We start from the raw sequence: 15,758 nt of genomic DNA, 5'->3' as shown, positions 1-15,758 counted from the left end.
TTTTTAAACCAAGTTCCCACCGCCAGGTATAATAAGAGGAACATGGTTTGAATAGGGGCCGAAGGTACTTTCCTGCCGCGGTAGCCCACCGATGGACACCGAGCGCCCGGAGGAGGAAGTACCCATGGAAGAAATGCATACCTTGGGCAAGCTGGTCATTATTACTGGTATGTCTGGAGCAGGCAAGACGATCGCGGTGCAAAGCTTAGAGGATCTCGGTTTTTTCTGCGTGGATAATCTTCCTCCCGTATTAATTCCCAAATTTGCGGAGTTGATCGAGCAGTCGAAGGGCCGCATTGGCAAAGTGGCGCTTGTAATCGATTTGCGCGGAAGAGAGTTCTTCACTTCCTTATCGGAATCGCTTCGTTATGTGAAGGAAAATCACACGCTGACCTATGAAATTCTATTTTTGGATGCTACCGACGCTATCCTCGTACAGCGTTACAAGGAGAGCCGCCGTAAACATCCATTAGCACCGACGGGAGTGCCACTGGAAGGGATTCATCAGGAGCGTAAGCTGTTGGAAGAACTCAAAGGCGTAGCTACTCAGGTTATTGATACAAGCAACCTGAAGCCTGCGCAGCTGAAAGAGAAGATTGTATCCCGATTCACCAATCTGGAACTGGGCGGCATATCTATAAATGTAATCTCTTTCGGCTTTAAGTATGGAATTCCGATTGATGCTGATTTAATTTTTGACGTGCGGTTTTTGCCAAATCCGCATTATGTCGACGCCCTTCGTCCTAATACCGGTCAAGACCAGGATGTTTACGATTATGTCATGAAGTGGAGTGAAACACAGGAGTTTCTAACCAAGCTGCTCGATATGCTTCACTTTTTGGTGCCGCAGTATAAGAAAGAGGGTAAAAGCCAGGTTGTAGTCGGGATCGGTTGTACGGGTGGCAAGCATCGTTCCGTAGCTATTGCGGAGTATCTCGGTAAAGTAATGGATAATAGCGAAACGGAAATTATTCGGGTAAGCCACCGCGACTCAGAGCGGGATCGGGTTGAGGTGAAAAAATGACAAAGGATCACGAGGAAGGTGACCAGCCCCGCATCGTCGTAATCGGTGGAGGAACAGGTTTATCCGTCATGCTTCGGGGATTGAAGGAGAAGCCGATGGATATTACCGCTATCGTGACGGTTGCGGACGACGGAGGCAGCTCAGGCATTCTGCGCTCCGAATTGGAAATGGTTCCTCCAGGGGATATCCGCAACGTTCTAACTGCGCTGGCAGATGTAGAGCCCTTGCTCGGTAAAATGCTGGAGTATCGTTTTCAAAAAGGTCAGGGATTGGCTGGCCATAGTTTGGGTAATCTAATTTTGGCTGCAATGCAAGACATTACCGGTGATTTCGTAACTGGCGTTAGGGAGCTTAGCCGAGTATTTGCAGTGCGCGGCAGAGTGCTTCCCGCAGCTGATCATGCGATAGTGCTGAAAGCAGAGATGATGGACGGTACGATTGTTGAAGGGGAGTCCAAAATCCCCAAATCCGGCAAAGTCATTAAACGGGTGTTTATTGAACCGGCAGATGTATCTCCCCTGCCTGAAGCAGTAGAGGCTCTAAGGCGCGCTGATGCAATTCTGGTGGGCCCGGGCAGCTTATACACGAGCATTCTGCCAAACCTCCTTGTTCCTGAAATTACGCGGACAATTGTTGAGTCGAAAGCGCTCAAAATGTTCATCTGTAACGTCATGACGCAGCCAGGAGAGACGGATGGATATGCCGTAAGCGACCATTTACGTGCGGTTCGTGATCATGTAGGGCAAGATTTATTTGATTATGTTATTGTAAATAATGGAGAGATTCCTCCTCAGGTTCAAAATAGGTACGCGGAAAAAGGCGCAAAGGTCGTCCATCTCGATCTGGATGAGGTAACGAAAAAAGGATACAAGGTCATTGCTGACCAACTGGTATTATTTCGCACCTATCTTCGCCATGACGCCGATAAATTAAGCCAGCACATCTATCAATTGGTGGAGAACTGGATGATTAAGAAGAGGTGACTATATCATGTCCTTCGCCTCACAAACGAAAAAGGAATTAACCATGATTCAGTCGGATGACTGTTGTGAAACGGCAGAGCTATCAGCATTGATTCGGATGAATGGCTCCGTACAATTGACGAATCAACGGATCGTACTTGATATCTCTACAGAGAACGCTGCCATTGCGCGACGGATTTATTCTTTGTTGAAAAAGAAGTTTCGTGTTCACATTGAGCTGCTTGTCCGAAAAAAGATGCGATTAAAGAAAAACAATGTGTATATTGTGCGAGTGCCCCAGCAGGTGCAGGAGATATTGGCCCAAATGCAAATTGTATCCGAAGGGTTTATATTTACTCCCGGGATTGAAGAGGTGATTCTTCAAGACAGCTGCTGTAAGCGAGCCTATTTGCGGGGGGCTTTCCTGGCAGGCGGGTCTGTAAACAATCCTGAGGGTTCCTCCTACCACTTGGAAATCTCGTCGATGTATGAAGAGCATTGCCAGGCATTATGCGATTTGGCTAATGAGTTTGATTTGAATGCACGCTGTATTGAACGTAAGAAGGGTTTCGTGTTCTATATTAAGGAAGGCGAGAAAATAATCGAATTCCTAAGTCTAATTGGCGCTCACCAAGCTTTATTCAGGTTTGAGGATGTCCGGATTATGAAGGATATGCGCAACTCCGTCAATCGGTTGGTGAATTGTGAGACAGCTAATTTAAATAAGACTATCGGAGCGGCTGTAAGGCAGATCGATAATATTCGGCTGCTGCAAAAGGAAGTCGGTTTAGAAAACTTGCCTGAGAAATTACGTGAGGTTGCAGAAATTCGTATGAAGCATCCGGATCTGAATTTAAAAGAAGTTGGCGATATGTTAAAAGGCAGCGTCAGTAAATCCGGGGTTAATCACCGTCTTCGTAAAATCGATGAATTAGCGGAAAAAATCCGAAAAGCTTAAGTGTTAATAAAGGGCAACGATAACCTCGTGTGAAGCAGGATTGGATGTCACTAAAGTACAACCATTAACTCAAGCGAAGCGAGGTTGGTTGTCACTCCTTTTTAGGTAAATTTTTCGGTAAATATAGAATTTTTGTGTAAATGCACATTATTCCTAGTGTATCGGATTGAAAAATGATATAATAATTGATAAATCGCTTTTTTCATGGTCATTTATCTGAGAATGGTCATTTGCTATTAAAGATGTAGGGGGTATTGGTTGGAATGTCGAAACGCCCAGTAGTTGTGAAGTTGAAAACAGGCCTTCATGCCAGACCGGCGGCACTATTCGTTCAAGAAGCGAATAAATTCTCTTCCGAAATCTTCGTTGAGAAGGATGAGAAGAAAGTGAATGCCAAAAGTATCATGGGTATTATGAGCCTGGCGATCAGCACAGGTACGGAAGTTTATATTAGTGCAGAGGGTTCGGACGCAGAACAGGCTGTAAACGCTTTAGTCACATTAGTAAGTAAAGAGGAACTTGAAAACCAATAACCGACCGCAGAGGGCTTCCAATCAGGAAGCTTTTTTTGTTTGGCGACTTGCACGAAATGGACACATTTCCAAATAATGATTTGTATGGTCTGCCAATAAAAGCGCAACCTTTTCTTAATAAGAACGTCTATTATGACGTGTCTTCAGCCGAAAAGGTTTTTTGTTGTTTTCATTTATTAAATTTTTTTTAGGTTTGAGCGTAATAAGGAATTTTTTGCAAAAATTCTAAGGAGTAGAGAGATGAAACAGATGAAAAGAGAACTATCACTGATCGCCATTATCGCATTATTATTCGCAGTATTCAGTCCTACATTTGTATCGGCGGCACAACCAATGTCAACAGCTTCCAATTATATTTTGCTTTATGTTGATAAAGTCGAAGCATTTTTGAATGGAAAACAGGTTCAGTTGGATTCACCAGCGACCATTATTAAAGATAAAATGTTCGTTCCTGCCAAATTTTTAGGTGATGCCATGGGAATGAAGGTTGAATGGAACGATAAAACGCGGCAAATTACAATGACGACGCCGGGCTACAATATCGTACTAGACAGCGATCGAAATTCCGCATGGGTTAATGGATTGATGCAGCCCTTTGACTCTGCCGCTGCTATTAGCAAGGAAGGCAGGCTGTTGATTAAGCTGACGTGGCTGGCTGATTATATGGGAGCGCGTTACACATATAACGAGGAGCTTCGGCGCGTAGAAATTATTCATACGGTAAAGCCGGCCGGGATTTACATTCCCAATACGGGCAACTCGAAACCTGTGGCTAAATTTTCGTTTGCTAAATCAACCTATCAAATTGGCGAACCGGTCAAATACGTAGACCTGAGTTATGATCCGGATGCCGAAGGTATTGCTAAATTCGAATGGACAGGTAAGGAAGAAGCTTTCTTTACGGCAGGAACTTTTCCTGTTACTCTTACCGTTTGGGACGGACATGGCAATAAAAGCGATACGTATACCCGCAACATCACGATTGAAGATAAAACGTATTTGAGCGCTATTGAATATCCAATTTATATGAAGCCTATAGGCGGTTTTATTAAAACGGATTGGAGTATGCTGTGGGGTAACTTCTGGAGCTTACCGCAGCTGCCTAAACAAGTCACAACAGACAATACAAGAAAGCTGTTGGTTAGTGATAGTCCGGAGGAGTTCACAGAAAAAGGGATTTTGTACCAGGATAAAGTTAAAGGCAAAGGACGGCTCTATGCTGACCACATTAACGGAACGAAGGAAAAAGTCACTTTAGCTATTCTGGCTAGGAATACAACAGATAAGCCTGTAACCATCAAGACAACCAATAAAGGCGAGGTTTGGCCTTCTGTATACGCCAATCTGATTGGTAACGAAGCTTCAGTTGATTTCTTGATGAACGATCCGCGCAATGATTCGATGACAGTACCGGCCAAACAGACATTTATTTATTCACAAATGCCTGAGTTTTATCCGGGACAAGGCGTGAACCTGTTCTACGATGTGGAAACAGATGGAGAGATAGAGTTTTCCTTCGTAGCAACGGATGCAGTAAACCAGAATACGCTGACCCAGCTTCCGCTTCTGCCCTTCACAGGACACGTGAGAGGATCGTTTCCTGTATCCGAGGTGAAGTGGGGTATAGACGCCAGTTCCTTCACTACGCCATCGAGGATTATCATTGGTGACGGTACAACGGATCCATTCCAGCCGGGATACGACCCGATGCGCAAAAAGGATGTTACCAACGACGGCAACTATGGGGTGATATATAAAATTCACGCCGATAAGCCTCGCAAAATGGCAGTTATGATACTGGCCTATGGAGGAGTATTTAAAGGACCGTTCAAAATTAACGGCGAAATCCGCCTGGTGCCTGAATCGGGTGTGATAACTGCATTTGACGGCATGCAGATTTTAGCCAGAACGACGGGCAAGGAAGACTCGCTTGATATTGAATTTACCCCGCCGGCGGGTTCGGCATTTCCAATTGATTTAATATTTTACCCATTGGATGATAAATAGACGCACTTTGAATGGGGTTAATTGGGCAATTGAAGTGTAATACGGCGTAAAACAAAGAAAAACCGTTTTGATAACCTGCAAATAGAGCGGGTGTCAAAACGGTTTTTTGATAATATCAGACTTTATAAGTTTTCAGCGGAGCTGAAGAAGTCTGATATTGCAAGAAAAGCTACAACTTAGACACGAATGTATCTTCCTCGAAAGGGCTTCGATCAGAAGCTTTTCTTATATTAAGTTGAAAGGTTAGCTGCGCTCGATTACTTTATCGATAAGGCCATAAGCGCGTGCTTCTTCTGCATACATGAAGTTGTCGCGGTCCGTATCCTTCTCGATTTGCTCAAATGATTGGCCGGTACGTTCAGCAAGGATGGTGTTAAGCTTGTCGCGCATTTTGAGAATCCGCTTAGCGCGAATCTCAATGTCGCTGGCTTGCCCTTCGGCACCGCCCAAAGGCTGATGGATCATAACTTCGCTGTTAGGCAAAGCGAACCGTTTGCCTTTAGCGCCAGCTGCGAGAAGGAAGGCGCCCATTGAAGCGGCCATGCCGACACAAATCGTGGAGACATCAGGCTTAATAAACTGCATCGTATCGAAGATGGCCATCCCTGCTGTAATGGAGCCGCCCGGGCTGTTGATATACAGATGAATGTCTTTGTCTGGATCTGTTGCGGCCAAAAACAAAAGTTGGGCAATGATTGAGTTAGCTACAACATCATTAACCCCGGTTCCTAGAAAAATAATGCGATCTTTCAGCAAGCGGGAGTAAATATCATAAGCGCGTTCCCCTCTTGCATCGGGTTCAACTACCATTGGAATGAAACTCATAGGTTGCAGCCTCCTTAAATTCATAGTGACAACCAACTTCGATTTGCGTGAAGCAATGGTTGCACCTGATGTGGTTGGTAACACTATACCCATCATAGCGGAAAAACAAACTAAGGTCAAGAAAGGTCAAACAAACGCAACTAAAAAACCTCTCACTGCGCAGCTTTCAAAAAAGAAGCTGCTGCAATAAAGAGGTTGGATGGTTAGAAGTAATGGCGCGCTCGCAAGGAATCGAACCTTGATCTCAGGCTCCGGAGGCCTACGTCATATCCATTGGACCACGAGCGCATATTGTATATAAATGTTAAGGTTAATTTGACGAGCAAAAGTTATTATATGATAATGCTCTGAAAAAAGCAACCTTATGTTTGTCTGATAATTAATTAGGGAACGCTGATCCTCATAATGGCTAGGTACTAGTGGCTATAAATAGCGCAAAACAGAGAATAATCCACATTTTTTGTCCAAATTGTGATTTTTAGTTGAAATTAGCTTACAGATTTTATATACTATAAGTGCTAAGTAGATTGCTTAGTACTTTTTTTGGAAGTTGTGGGACTGAAAATGTAATGCCGGGACGAAAATGGTCCATGTTTGAACGGGAGAGTGTTCCATGAGAGAAATACTCAATATTCAAAAGCAGCTTCTTCCGGATCTATTGGACACCATGAAGGAGCGGTATACCATCCTTCATCACATTATGGTTTCGGGTGTTGTAGGCCGCCGAACATTGGCGGGGTCGCTTAATATGACAGAACGTGTTCTGCGCAGTGAGGTCGAATTTTTGAAGGCCCAGGGCTTGCTGGAGATTGAGGCGGCCGGTATGCGAATCAGTGAAGCGGGACGGCAGCTGCTTGAGAGCATCGAACCGATGGTCAAGGAATTGTTCGGCTTGAATGAGCTGAGTGAGCGTATACGGAAGCATTTTGGTTTAAAGCAGGTTATCATCGTACCGGGCGACTCGGACACATCACCGCATACGAAGAAGGAATTAGGTCGCGCGGGAGCAGCTGTGCTTCGTAAGTACGTGTCCAAGGACGAAGTCATTGCCGTAACTGGCGGTTCGACAATGGCAGAAGTCGCTTATCATTTATCCTCATCAACATCGCTCAAGGGCAGCTGGTTTGTACCGGCTCGCGGCGGGCTGGGGGAAAGCGTTGATTTCCAAGCCAACACAATCGCTTCAACGATGGCTAAGAAAACAGGAGCCAGCTACAGACTGCTGCATGTTCCTGATCAGTTGGGCGAGGATGCTTATCAATCTTTAATGCAAGATACTACCATTACAGAGATCATTGAGTTCATTCGCAAGGCTCGTATCGTCATTCATGGCATGGGAGAAGCTATGGTGATGGCACGCCGCCGTAAGGTTGACGATGCAACAATAGCCAGCCTTCAGCATGAAGGAGCATTGGCCGAAGCATTCGGGTACTATTTTGACCGAAGGGGTAAAATTATTCATAAAATGCCTACCGTCGGCTTGCGTATCGATGATATTCAGGAAATGGATTGTGTGATTGGAGTTGCAGGCGGAAAGAGCAAGGGAGAAGCAATCGTTTCGGTACTAAGCTTCGGACATGAGGATATATTGGTGACCGACGAAGCCGCTGCAATAGAAATGGTTCAAATGCTGCCATCTTGATAGGTTCTTACCTGTCTTGACATAAATTAAACTATTATTCTTTAGGAGGCCTTTCACATGGTAAAAGTAGGTATTAATGGTTTTGGACGTATCGGTCGTAACGTATTCCGCGCATCTTTTAATAACCCAGAAGTAGAAATCGTAGCAATCAACGATTTGACTGACGTAAACACATTGGCTCATTTGTTGAGATACGACACTACTCATGGCAGATTCAATGGTACTGTAGAAGCAACAGAAGGCGCTTTGATCGTTAATGGCAAAACCGTTAAAGTATTTGCTGAGCGTAATCCTGAGAACTTGCCTTGGGGAGCTAACGGTGTTGAAATCGTTGTTGAATCCACAGGTATTTTCACAGCGAAAGACAAAGCTTCCCTTCACTTGAAAGGCGGCGCTAAGAAAGTAATCATCTCCGCTCCAGCTACTGATGAAGATATCACTATCGTATTGGGCGTAAATGAAGATAAATACGATCCTGCAGCACATACAATTATCTCCAACGCTTCTTGCACAACTAACTGTCTGGCTCCTTTCGCTAAAGTATTGAACGACAAGTTCGGTATCGTAAAAGGTATGATGACAACTATTCACTCGTACACAAATGATCAATCCGTATTGGATCTTCCACATAAAGATTTGCGTCGTGCTCGTGCAGCTGCTGAAAACATCATTCCTTCAACAACTGGCGCAGCAAAAGCAGTATCCTTGGTATTGCCTGAACTAAAAGGCTTGTTGAACGGTATGTCCTTCCGCGTTCCAACTCCTAACGTTTCCGTTACGGATCTGGTTGCTGAATTGAAAGTAAACGTAACAGTTGACGAAGTTAATGCAGCTTTGGAAGCAGCAGCTAACGGTCCTTTGAAAGGCGTGCTGAACTTCTCCGTTGAGCCGCTTGTATCCAGCGACTATAATGGCGATCCGGCTTCTTCCACAATTGATGCTTTGTCCACTATGGTAGTTGGCGACAACATGGTTAAAGTAGTTTCCTGGTACGATAACGAGTGGGGCTATTCCAACCGCGTAGTAGACTTGGCTGCTTTTATTGCTAAAAAAGGTTTGTAAGATCCAATTGTGGTTATGACGTAGGTTTGTTAAAAATGTTCGCCTAGTTTGTGCAAAATGGGATGTACTTCCGGGTTCTGTTGAGAATGGATTCTTTGATTAAAATTGGTAGCTGTTATAATCCATTCTCAAAGGAACCTCGCTAACGCTCTCCAGTACATTCCCATTTTGTCTTTTAGCGGAACATTGAGAACAAAAAACGGCATACCCACAATTTTTGTGTGTAGAAAGAAAAAAACGGGAGGCGTGATCGGGATGAACAAAAAAAGCGTTCGTGACGTAGAAGTAAGCGGCAAAAGAGTGTTTGTACGGGTGGATTTTAACGTACCGTTGGAGAACGGCGTAATTACCGACGACACGCGTATTCGTGAAACAGTACCAACTATCCAGTACTTGGCGGAAAGAGGCGCTAAAGTCATTCTGGCGAGCCACCTGGGCCGTCCTAAGGGTGAGGTTGTTGAAGAGCTTCGCTTGACTGCAGCGGCTAAGCGTTTGGCTGAGCTGTTGGGTAAGCCGGTAGTAAAAGCAGACGAAGCAATCGGCGATACGGTTAAAGCACAAGTTGCTGCTCTAAATGAGGGCGATGTACTGCTTCTTGAGAACGTGCGTTTCTATGCAGGCGAAGAGAAAAACGATCCGGAATTGGCGAAAGCTTTTGCCGAGTTGGCTGATTTGTATGTGAATGATGCTTTCGGAGCAGCTCACCGGGCTCACGCTTCCACAGAAGGAATCGCACACTATCTTCCTGCAGTATCCGGCTTGCTGATGGAGAAAGAGCTGGAAGTGTTGGGTAAAGCGTTGAATAATCCAGAGCGTCCTTTCACAGCTATCGTGGGCGGAGCGAAGGTTAAAGATAAAATTGCCGTAATCGAAAAGCTTATCGACATTGCAGACAACATTATTATCGGTGGCGGCTTGTCCTATACATTCTTCAAATCCAAAGGCTATGAAATCGGTAAATCCCTCGTGGACAACGACCGTTTGGAGCTTGTTAAAGAGTTCGAACTCAAAGCCAAGGAAAAAGGCGTAAACTTCCTGCTTCCCGTTGATATCGTTGTAGGCGATGCTTTCAGTGCTTCGGCTAATACGAAAGTTGTGCCTGTAGATTCGATTCCGTCGGATTGGGAAGGCTTTGATATCGGACCGAAAACTCGTGAAATTTATGCTGAAACGATCAAAAACTCCAAGCTGGTTGTTTGGAACGGACCGATGGGTGTGTTCGAGCTTGAGCCATACAAAAATGGTACGGAAGCTGTAGCCAATGCTTGCGCAACTACTACAGGCTACACAGTAATCGGCGGTGGAGATTCAGCGGCAGCCGTTGAGAAGTTCCAGCTAGGCGATAAAATGGATCATATCTCCACTGGTGGCGGCGCTTCCTTGGAGTTTATGGAAGGTAAAGAGCTTCCAGGCGTTGTGGCATTGAACGATAAGTAAGAGTTGAACCAAACAGTCAAATACAAAGGAGTGACCAACATGCGTAAACCAATCATTGCCGGTAACTGGAAAATGTTCAAAACTGTAAGCGAAGCGACTGCTTTTGTAAACGAAGTTAAAGGTAAAGCAGAGGTTGACGGTGTGGAGAGCGTTATTTGCGCTCCATTCACGAATCTTCCTGCACTTGTTGAGGCTGTAAAAGGAACTACATTAAAAGTTGGCGCACAGAACCTTCACTTCGAAGATAACGGTGCGTTTACAGGCGAAATCAGCGGTATCATGCTGAAAGATCTGGGTGTTGATTATGTGATTATCGGCCATTCCGAGCGTCGCGCATATTTCCTGGAAACCGATGAGATCGTTAATAAAAAGGTGCATGCAGCCTTCAAGCACAGCTTGACGCCAATCGTGTGCGTAGGCGAGAAGCTGGAAGAGCGTGAAGCGGGTCAAACGAAGGAAGTTTGCAAAGTGCAAACTGAAGGCGCATTTGCCGGCCTAAGTGCAGAGCAAGCAGCTGAAGTGGTTGTAGCCTATGAGCCTATCTGGGCCATCGGAACAGGTAAATCTTCTACAGCAGCTGACGCTAATGAGGTTATCAGCTATATTCGTGAGCTGATTGCTGGGCTATACAGCCAATCCGTGGCGGATGCGGTTCGTATCCAATACGGCGGCAGCGTAAAGCCGAACAACATCAGCGAATATATGCAAGAATCCGATATCGACGGAGCTCTCGTGGGCGGTGCCAGCTTGGAACCAGCTTCCTACATAGCGCTTGTTGAGGGGGCCAAGTAAGATGTCCAGACCGAAACCGGTAGCACTGATTATATTGGATGGCTTCGGCCTTCGTGGTGAGATCACGGGTAACGCTGTCGCTCAGGCGAATAAGCCTAACTACGACCGGTACTGGAATGAATACCCACATACAACTCTGGTTGCGTGCGGAGAAGCGGTTGGATTGCCGGAAGGGCAAATGGGCAACTCTGAGGTAGGTCATTTGAACATCGGTGCGGGTCGTGTCGTGTATCAGGATTTAACTCGTATTTCCAAGTCGATTCGTGATGGCGAGTTTTTTGAGAACGAAACTATTCTTGGCGCTATACGTAATGCCAAAGATAATGGTAAAAAGCTTCATCTGTATGGATTGCTGTCTGACGGTGGCGTACATAGCCATATTGCACATTTGTTTGCTCTGCTTGAAGTGTGCAAGAAGGAGCAGTTCGAGGAGGTTTACATCCATGCATTCCTGGATGGACGTGATGTAGCTCCTGACAGCGCCAAAGGCTATATGGGCCAGTTGCTCGCTAAGATCGATGAAATTGGCGTAGGCAAAATGGCGACTGTACAAGGCCGCTACTATGCGATGGACCGGGACAAGCGCTGGGAGCGTACGGAAAAGTCTTACCGTGCGATGGTATATGGAGAGGGCCCGCAGTTCACTGATCCGATGGAAGCCATTGTGGATTCCTATGAAAAATCGGTGTTTGACGAATTCGTAATGCCGACGGTTATCGTGAAAGCGGACGGTAGTCCTGCAGCCTTGGTAGAGTCAGGCGACTCTGTCATTTTCCTTAACTTCCGTCCGGACCGTGCCATTCAGCTTTCTCAAGTGTTCACGAACAGCGATTTCCGCGGGTTCGATCGCGGTGAGAAATGTCCTGCTGATTTGTACTTCGTCTGCTTAACCTTGTTCAGTGAATCCGTGGACGGGTTTGTAGCTTACAAGCCTAAGAACCTGGATAACACATTGGGAGAGGTTCTTGCCCAAAACAATCTTAAGCAGCTTCGTACAGCTGAAACGGAGAAATACCCGCATGTAACGTTCTTCTTCAGTGGCGGCCGTGATAAGGAGCTTCCAGGTGAGACTCGCATTCTGATTCCATCACCTAAGGTAGCAACCTATGACCTGCAGCCGGAAATGAGCGCATATGAGCTTGCAGAAGCAGCGGTTGCGGAGATTGAAGCTGAGCGTCAGGATGTTATCATTCTGAACTTTGCCAATCCGGATATGGTAGGCCATTCCGGCTTACTGGAGCCTACGATCAAAGCAGTTGAAGCGACGGATGCTTGCTTGGGTAAAGTTGTTGAGGCTGTGCTTGCTAAAGGCGGAGTGGCACTAATCACTGCTGACCACGGTAACGCCGATTTGGTAACAAATGCGGACGGCAGCCGGAATACGGCACATACAACAAATCCGGTCCCTTTTATTGTAACGTCCAAACATGTTACACTAAGAAACGATGGAATTTTGGCAGATATTGCTCCTACCATTCTGACGCTGCTGGAAGTAGCACAGCCGGAAGAAATGACGGGTTCCAAATTAATCTAGCCTCATGTTCAAGAAAGAGTCACCGGGGCCGGTCATACGGCCCTGACAAAATTATAAAAGTCTAAGGAGTGTTTCGAAATCATGACAACTATTGCTAATGTGTACGCTCGTGAAGTATTGGATTCCCGCGGTAATCCAACAGTAGAAGTAGAAGTATTTCTGGAGTCCGGCGCAAGAGGCCGTGCTATCGTTCCTTCAGGCGCATCCACAGGCGCTTATGAGGCTGTTGAGCTTCGTGATGGTGACAAATCCCGCTATTTGGGTAAAGGCGTTCTGAAGGCTGTTGAGAACGTTAACGACATTATTGCTCCTGAATTGATCGGCTTTGACGCTTTGGATCAAGTAGGTATCGACCAAAAAATGATCGAGCTTGACGGTACGCCGAACAAAGCTAAGCTGGGTGCAAACGCAATTCTAGCTGTTTCTATGGCAGTTGCTCGTGCTTCTTCCGAGGCTTTGGATATCCCGTTATATGTTTACTTGGGCGGATTTAACGCGAAGCAGCTTCCGGTTCCAATGATGAACATCATCAACGGCGGCGCTCATGCGGACAACAATGTTGACGTACAAGAGTTCATGGTGCTTCCAGTTGGCGCGCCTTCGTTCAAAGAAGCGCTTCGTACTGGCGCAGAAATTTTCCACAGCTTGAAATCCGTTTTGCAAGAAAAAGGCTTGAACACAGCAGTTGGCGACGAAGGTGGCTTTGCTCCTAACTTTTCTTCGAACGAAGAAGCTATCACTACTATCCTGACAGCTATCGAGCGCGCAGGCTACAAGCCAGGCGTTGACGTATTCCTGGGTATGGACGTTGCTTCCACTGAGTTCTACAAAGACGGTAAGTACCACCTGGAAGGCGAAGGTAAATCCTACACTTCCGCTGAGTTCGTAGACTTCTTGGCTGATTGGGTAGACAAGTACCCTATCATCACAATCGAAGACGGCTGCTCCGAAGATGATTGGGATGGCTGGAAGCTGTTGACTGAAAAGCTTGGCGGAAAAGTACAATTGGTTGGTGACGATCTATTCGTAACTAACACAGTTCGTTTATCCAGAGGTATTGAAGAGAATATCGGTAACTCCATCTTGGTTAAAGTTAACCAAATCGGTACGTTGACTGAAACTTTCGACGCTATCCAAATGGCTAACCGCGCTGGTTACACGGCTGTTATTTCCCACCGTTCCGGTGAGAGCGAAGACAGCACAATTGCTGACATCGCTGTTGCTACTAACGCTGGACAAATCAAAACAGGCGCTCCTTCCCGTACGGACCGCGTTGCTAAATACAACCAATTGCTTCGTATCGAAGATCAATTGCGTGACACAGCACAATACGCTGGTAAAAAAGCATTCTTCAACTTGAAAAACTTTAAATAATAAAAAATAGAGCACCCTTCGTGCTCTACCTAATCAATGCTTAAGGTAGCGGCTAATGCCGCGCCTTAAGCATTGTGTATATTGTGTATATGGTTGGCTATTTAAGCCAACAATGGCTCTATAGCTATCGGCGGCAAATCATTGCCGCCCAGGCACTTTAGTAAAATAATAGGTTGGTACTTTTTCGTAAGCTTACGATAAGCTGTGGTAGTTGGAGGGTTACACATTTACCGGAGAGTTTACGTGCGGCCTTTGAAATCGTGTTATTACCGCAAGGTATATTCAATGAGAACACGATTTCAACAGCCGCCGTAGGTAGATGTGATAACCCGTAGACGAACAACAAGATTAGAGTGAGTTTGCAGTAAGTACCAACTTTCCCCGGAGGGATCAACGTGAGCAACTGGTTGAAGACTGTATTTTTTCTAGTAGGATCAGCCTTTCTCACTCGCTTGATCCCTTTTTCTTCATTTTTCCGTAATTTGGATACAATGATTCATGAATTCGGGCATGCCGTGGCAACTTTGGCTTTCTCGGGTCAAGTGATGTATATCGAGCTTTTTGCCAATCATAGCGGCGTCACGTATTCCAGAGTCATGGACAATTGGACACAGATTCCAATCTCACTGGCTGGATATATGACGGCTTCCTTGTTTGCCGTATTTTTGTTCAAGATGAGGGAGATAGACAAACATCGCTTAGGCTTGCAGGTTATTACTTTACTGGCTATTGTTTCGTTAGTGTTGTTCGTCCGCAATGAATTTGGCGTGATGTGGTTGATCGGCTTTATTGCTTTGAACATTGTCATGCTGGCTTTAATGCCGCGATGGCTGAGTGATTTTTACTATTTGCTGCTGGCCTTTCTTACTCTAGAGGAATCGGTGCTTGGACCGATTTCATTGATTCTTTATTCAGTGGAAAATTCTGCGTCTGCTGGGGATGCGACAAACTTAAGCCGGATCACGATGATTCCAGCTATAGGCTGGTCTGTCTTGTTTACTTTATTCTCGTTATGGTGTGCGAAAAGTGCCATTCAAGCCTTCTTGGGACGAAGAAAAACGAGACCAAGACCTGCCAAGCAGCCTTATTCCAACTATGAGTAAGGGCTTGTTTGCCAGTAGGACAACTTTATGATATAATGCTAATACTGTCCATTTTCTATTATATATAAGTGGCCAATGGCCGTTGTTTGTGACGATAGATTTTCGCTGGAGGTGGAAACATGGAATTAGTTTTGAAAATTATACTGGTTATTGCGTCGCTTGGTTTGATTGCAGCCGTATTGCTTCAGCCAGGGAAAAGCGCGGGGTTATCCGGTGCCATCTCCGGAGGTGCGGAGCATCTATTCGGAAAGCAAAAGGCGCGTGGCTTGGAATTATTTTTAAATCGTCTGACGATGGGGTTAGCGGTTGTTTTCTTCGTTCTGACGCTAATTGTTGCTTACTTTGTAAAAACAGCGTAATTTAAAAGCACTACAGCAGGGGCATGTTACTCCTGCTGTTTTTTTATTCAAGTAAAGCCTCAAACGCCCATTCCATGTGCTGCGAATTTGCGTAAACTGTTAAGGTGATCAAGAGGACGAGGGAGAATGAGATTGGCGTGTTTTCT

At 45.6% G+C, this 15,758-nt stretch carries 14 protein-coding genes and 1 tRNA gene; 13 read left to right on the top strand and 2 right to left on the bottom strand.

Annotated features, from left to right (window positions below; all coding sequences use genetic code 11):
- Positions 1-124 precede the first annotated feature (124 nt).
- The 5 genes from rapZ (at position 125) to NV381_RS34100 (ending at position 5,484) form a co-directional block, all read left to right on the top strand.
- A complete protein-coding gene (gene rapZ, locus NV381_RS34120) occupies positions 125-1,024 on the top strand; it encodes an RNase adapter RapZ (RefSeq protein WP_258217765.1) in 900 nt (299 codons plus the stop codon).
- Complete coding sequence (locus NV381_RS34115) at positions 1,021-2,007, top strand: gluconeogenesis factor YvcK family protein (protein WP_258217764.1); 987 nt, start codon at positions 1,021-1,023, stop codon at positions 2,005-2,007. The genes rapZ and NV381_RS34115 overlap by 4 nt, the downstream gene beginning before the upstream one ends.
- A 7-nt stretch (positions 2,008-2,014) precedes the next feature.
- Positions 2,015-2,944: a DNA-binding protein WhiA gene (whiA, locus tag NV381_RS34110; protein ID WP_258217763.1), complete on the top strand. Its 930-nt coding sequence runs from the start codon at positions 2,015-2,017 to the stop codon at positions 2,942-2,944.
- Positions 2,945-3,207: 263 nt separating this feature from the next.
- Entirely contained in the window at positions 3,208-3,477 is a 270-nt protein-coding gene (locus tag NV381_RS34105) for an HPr family phosphocarrier protein (RefSeq protein ID WP_076230567.1), read from the top strand.
- A 240-nt stretch (positions 3,478-3,717) separates the two neighbouring features.
- Complete coding sequence (locus NV381_RS34100) at positions 3,718-5,484, top strand: stalk domain-containing protein (RefSeq protein ID WP_258217762.1); 1,767 nt, start codon at positions 3,718-3,720, stop codon at positions 5,482-5,484.
- 243 nt (positions 5,485-5,727) lie between these two features.
- On the opposite strand, the gene clpP is transcribed toward NV381_RS34100, so the two are convergent.
- The gene (clpP, locus tag NV381_RS34095) at positions 5,728-6,309 is read right to left on the bottom strand and encodes an ATP-dependent Clp endopeptidase proteolytic subunit ClpP (protein WP_258217761.1); all 582 of its coding nucleotides are present in this window, start codon (positions 6,307-6,309) and stop codon (positions 5,728-5,730) included.
- Positions 6,310-6,522: 213 nt separating this feature from the next.
- Positions 6,523-6,597 (bottom strand) — tRNA-Arg (locus NV381_RS34090).
- A 325-nt stretch (positions 6,598-6,922) separates the two neighbouring features.
- On the opposite strand from NV381_RS34090, the gene NV381_RS34085 reads away from it, so the two are divergent.
- The 8 genes from NV381_RS34085 (at position 6,923) to secG (ending at position 15,612) form a co-directional block, all read left to right on the top strand.
- Positions 6,923-7,951 carry a sugar-binding transcriptional regulator gene (locus NV381_RS34085; RefSeq protein WP_258217760.1) on the top strand — a complete coding sequence of 343 codons (1,029 nt, stop codon included), beginning with the start codon at positions 6,923-6,925 and terminating at the stop codon, positions 7,949-7,951.
- A gap of 57 nt (positions 7,952-8,008) precedes the next feature.
- Positions 8,009-9,013 carry a type I glyceraldehyde-3-phosphate dehydrogenase gene (gene gap, locus NV381_RS34080; protein WP_258217759.1) on the top strand — a complete coding sequence of 335 codons (1,005 nt, stop codon included), beginning with the start codon at positions 8,009-8,011 and terminating at the stop codon, positions 9,011-9,013.
- A 255-nt stretch (positions 9,014-9,268) separates the two neighbouring features.
- A complete protein-coding gene (locus tag NV381_RS34075; protein ID WP_258217758.1) occupies positions 9,269-10,450 on the top strand; it encodes a phosphoglycerate kinase in 1,182 nt (393 codons plus the stop codon).
- A gap of 39 nt (positions 10,451-10,489) precedes the next feature.
- The gene (tpiA, locus tag NV381_RS34070; RefSeq protein WP_258217757.1) at positions 10,490-11,242 is read left to right on the top strand and encodes a triose-phosphate isomerase; all 753 of its coding nucleotides are present in this window, start codon (positions 10,490-10,492) and stop codon (positions 11,240-11,242) included.
- Position 11,243: 1 nt separating this feature from the next.
- The gene (gene gpmI / locus NV381_RS34065) at positions 11,244-12,776 is read left to right on the top strand and encodes a 2,3-bisphosphoglycerate-independent phosphoglycerate mutase (RefSeq protein WP_258217756.1); all 1,533 of its coding nucleotides are present in this window, start codon (positions 11,244-11,246) and stop codon (positions 12,774-12,776) included.
- Positions 12,777-12,857: 81 nt separating this feature from the next.
- Positions 12,858-14,150: a phosphopyruvate hydratase gene (gene eno, locus NV381_RS34060; protein WP_258217755.1), complete on the top strand. Its 1,293-nt coding sequence runs from the start codon at positions 12,858-12,860 to the stop codon at positions 14,148-14,150.
- A 395-nt stretch (positions 14,151-14,545) separates the two neighbouring features.
- On the top strand, positions 14,546-15,253 hold the full coding sequence (locus tag NV381_RS34055; protein WP_258217754.1) for a M50 family metallopeptidase: 708 nt from the start codon (positions 14,546-14,548) through the stop codon (positions 15,251-15,253).
- 119 nt (positions 15,254-15,372) lie between these two features.
- Complete coding sequence (gene secG, locus NV381_RS34050) at positions 15,373-15,612, top strand: preprotein translocase subunit SecG (RefSeq protein ID WP_171656468.1); 240 nt, start codon at positions 15,373-15,375, stop codon at positions 15,610-15,612.
- The last annotated feature ends 146 nt before the right edge of the window (positions 15,613-15,758 follow it).

The sequence above is a fragment of the Paenibacillus radicis (ex Xue et al. 2023) genome, assembly GCF_024722015.1.
GTDB lineage: Bacteria > Bacillota > Bacilli > Paenibacillales > NBRC-103111 > Paenibacillus_S.
Note: the sequence above shows the minus strand (reverse complement) of the source record. Positions and strands in the feature narration are given on the sequence as shown.

Bases quoted from the DNA above. Each gene is read 5' to 3' on its own strand.
- clpP (WP_258217761.1), bottom strand. From the start codon at position 6,309: ATGAGTTTCATTCCAATGGTAGTTGAACCCGATGCAAGAGGGGAACGC.
- NV381_RS34075 (WP_258217758.1), top strand. From the start codon at position 9,269: ATGAACAAAAAAAGCGTTCGTGACGTAGAAGTAAGCGGCAAAAGAGTG.
- tpiA (WP_258217757.1), top strand. From the start codon at position 10,490: ATGCGTAAACCAATCATTGCCGGTAACTGGAAAATGTTCAAAACTGTA.
- gap (WP_258217759.1), top strand. From the start codon at position 8,009: ATGGTAAAAGTAGGTATTAATGGTTTTGGACGTATCGGTCGTAACGTA.
- NV381_RS34105 (WP_076230567.1), top strand. From the start codon at position 3,208: ATGTCGAAACGCCCAGTAGTTGTGAAGTTGAAAACAGGCCTTCATGCC.
- NV381_RS34085 (WP_258217760.1), top strand. From the start codon at position 6,923: ATGAGAGAAATACTCAATATTCAAAAGCAGCTTCTTCCGGATCTATTG.
- gpmI (WP_258217756.1), top strand. From the start codon at position 11,244: ATGTCCAGACCGAAACCGGTAGCACTGATTATATTGGATGGCTTCGGC.
- NV381_RS34115 (WP_258217764.1), top strand. From the start codon at position 1,021: ATGACAAAGGATCACGAGGAAGGTGACCAGCCCCGCATCGTCGTAATC.
- secG (WP_171656468.1), top strand. From the start codon at position 15,373: ATGGAATTAGTTTTGAAAATTATACTGGTTATTGCGTCGCTTGGTTTG.
- eno (WP_258217755.1), top strand. From the start codon at position 12,858: ATGACAACTATTGCTAATGTGTACGCTCGTGAAGTATTGGATTCCCGC.
- rapZ (WP_258217765.1), top strand. From the start codon at position 125: ATGGAAGAAATGCATACCTTGGGCAAGCTGGTCATTATTACTGGTATG.
- NV381_RS34100 (WP_258217762.1), top strand. From the start codon at position 3,718: ATGAAACAGATGAAAAGAGAACTATCACTGATCGCCATTATCGCATTA.
- whiA (WP_258217763.1), top strand. From the start codon at position 2,015: ATGTCCTTCGCCTCACAAACGAAAAAGGAATTAACCATGATTCAGTCG.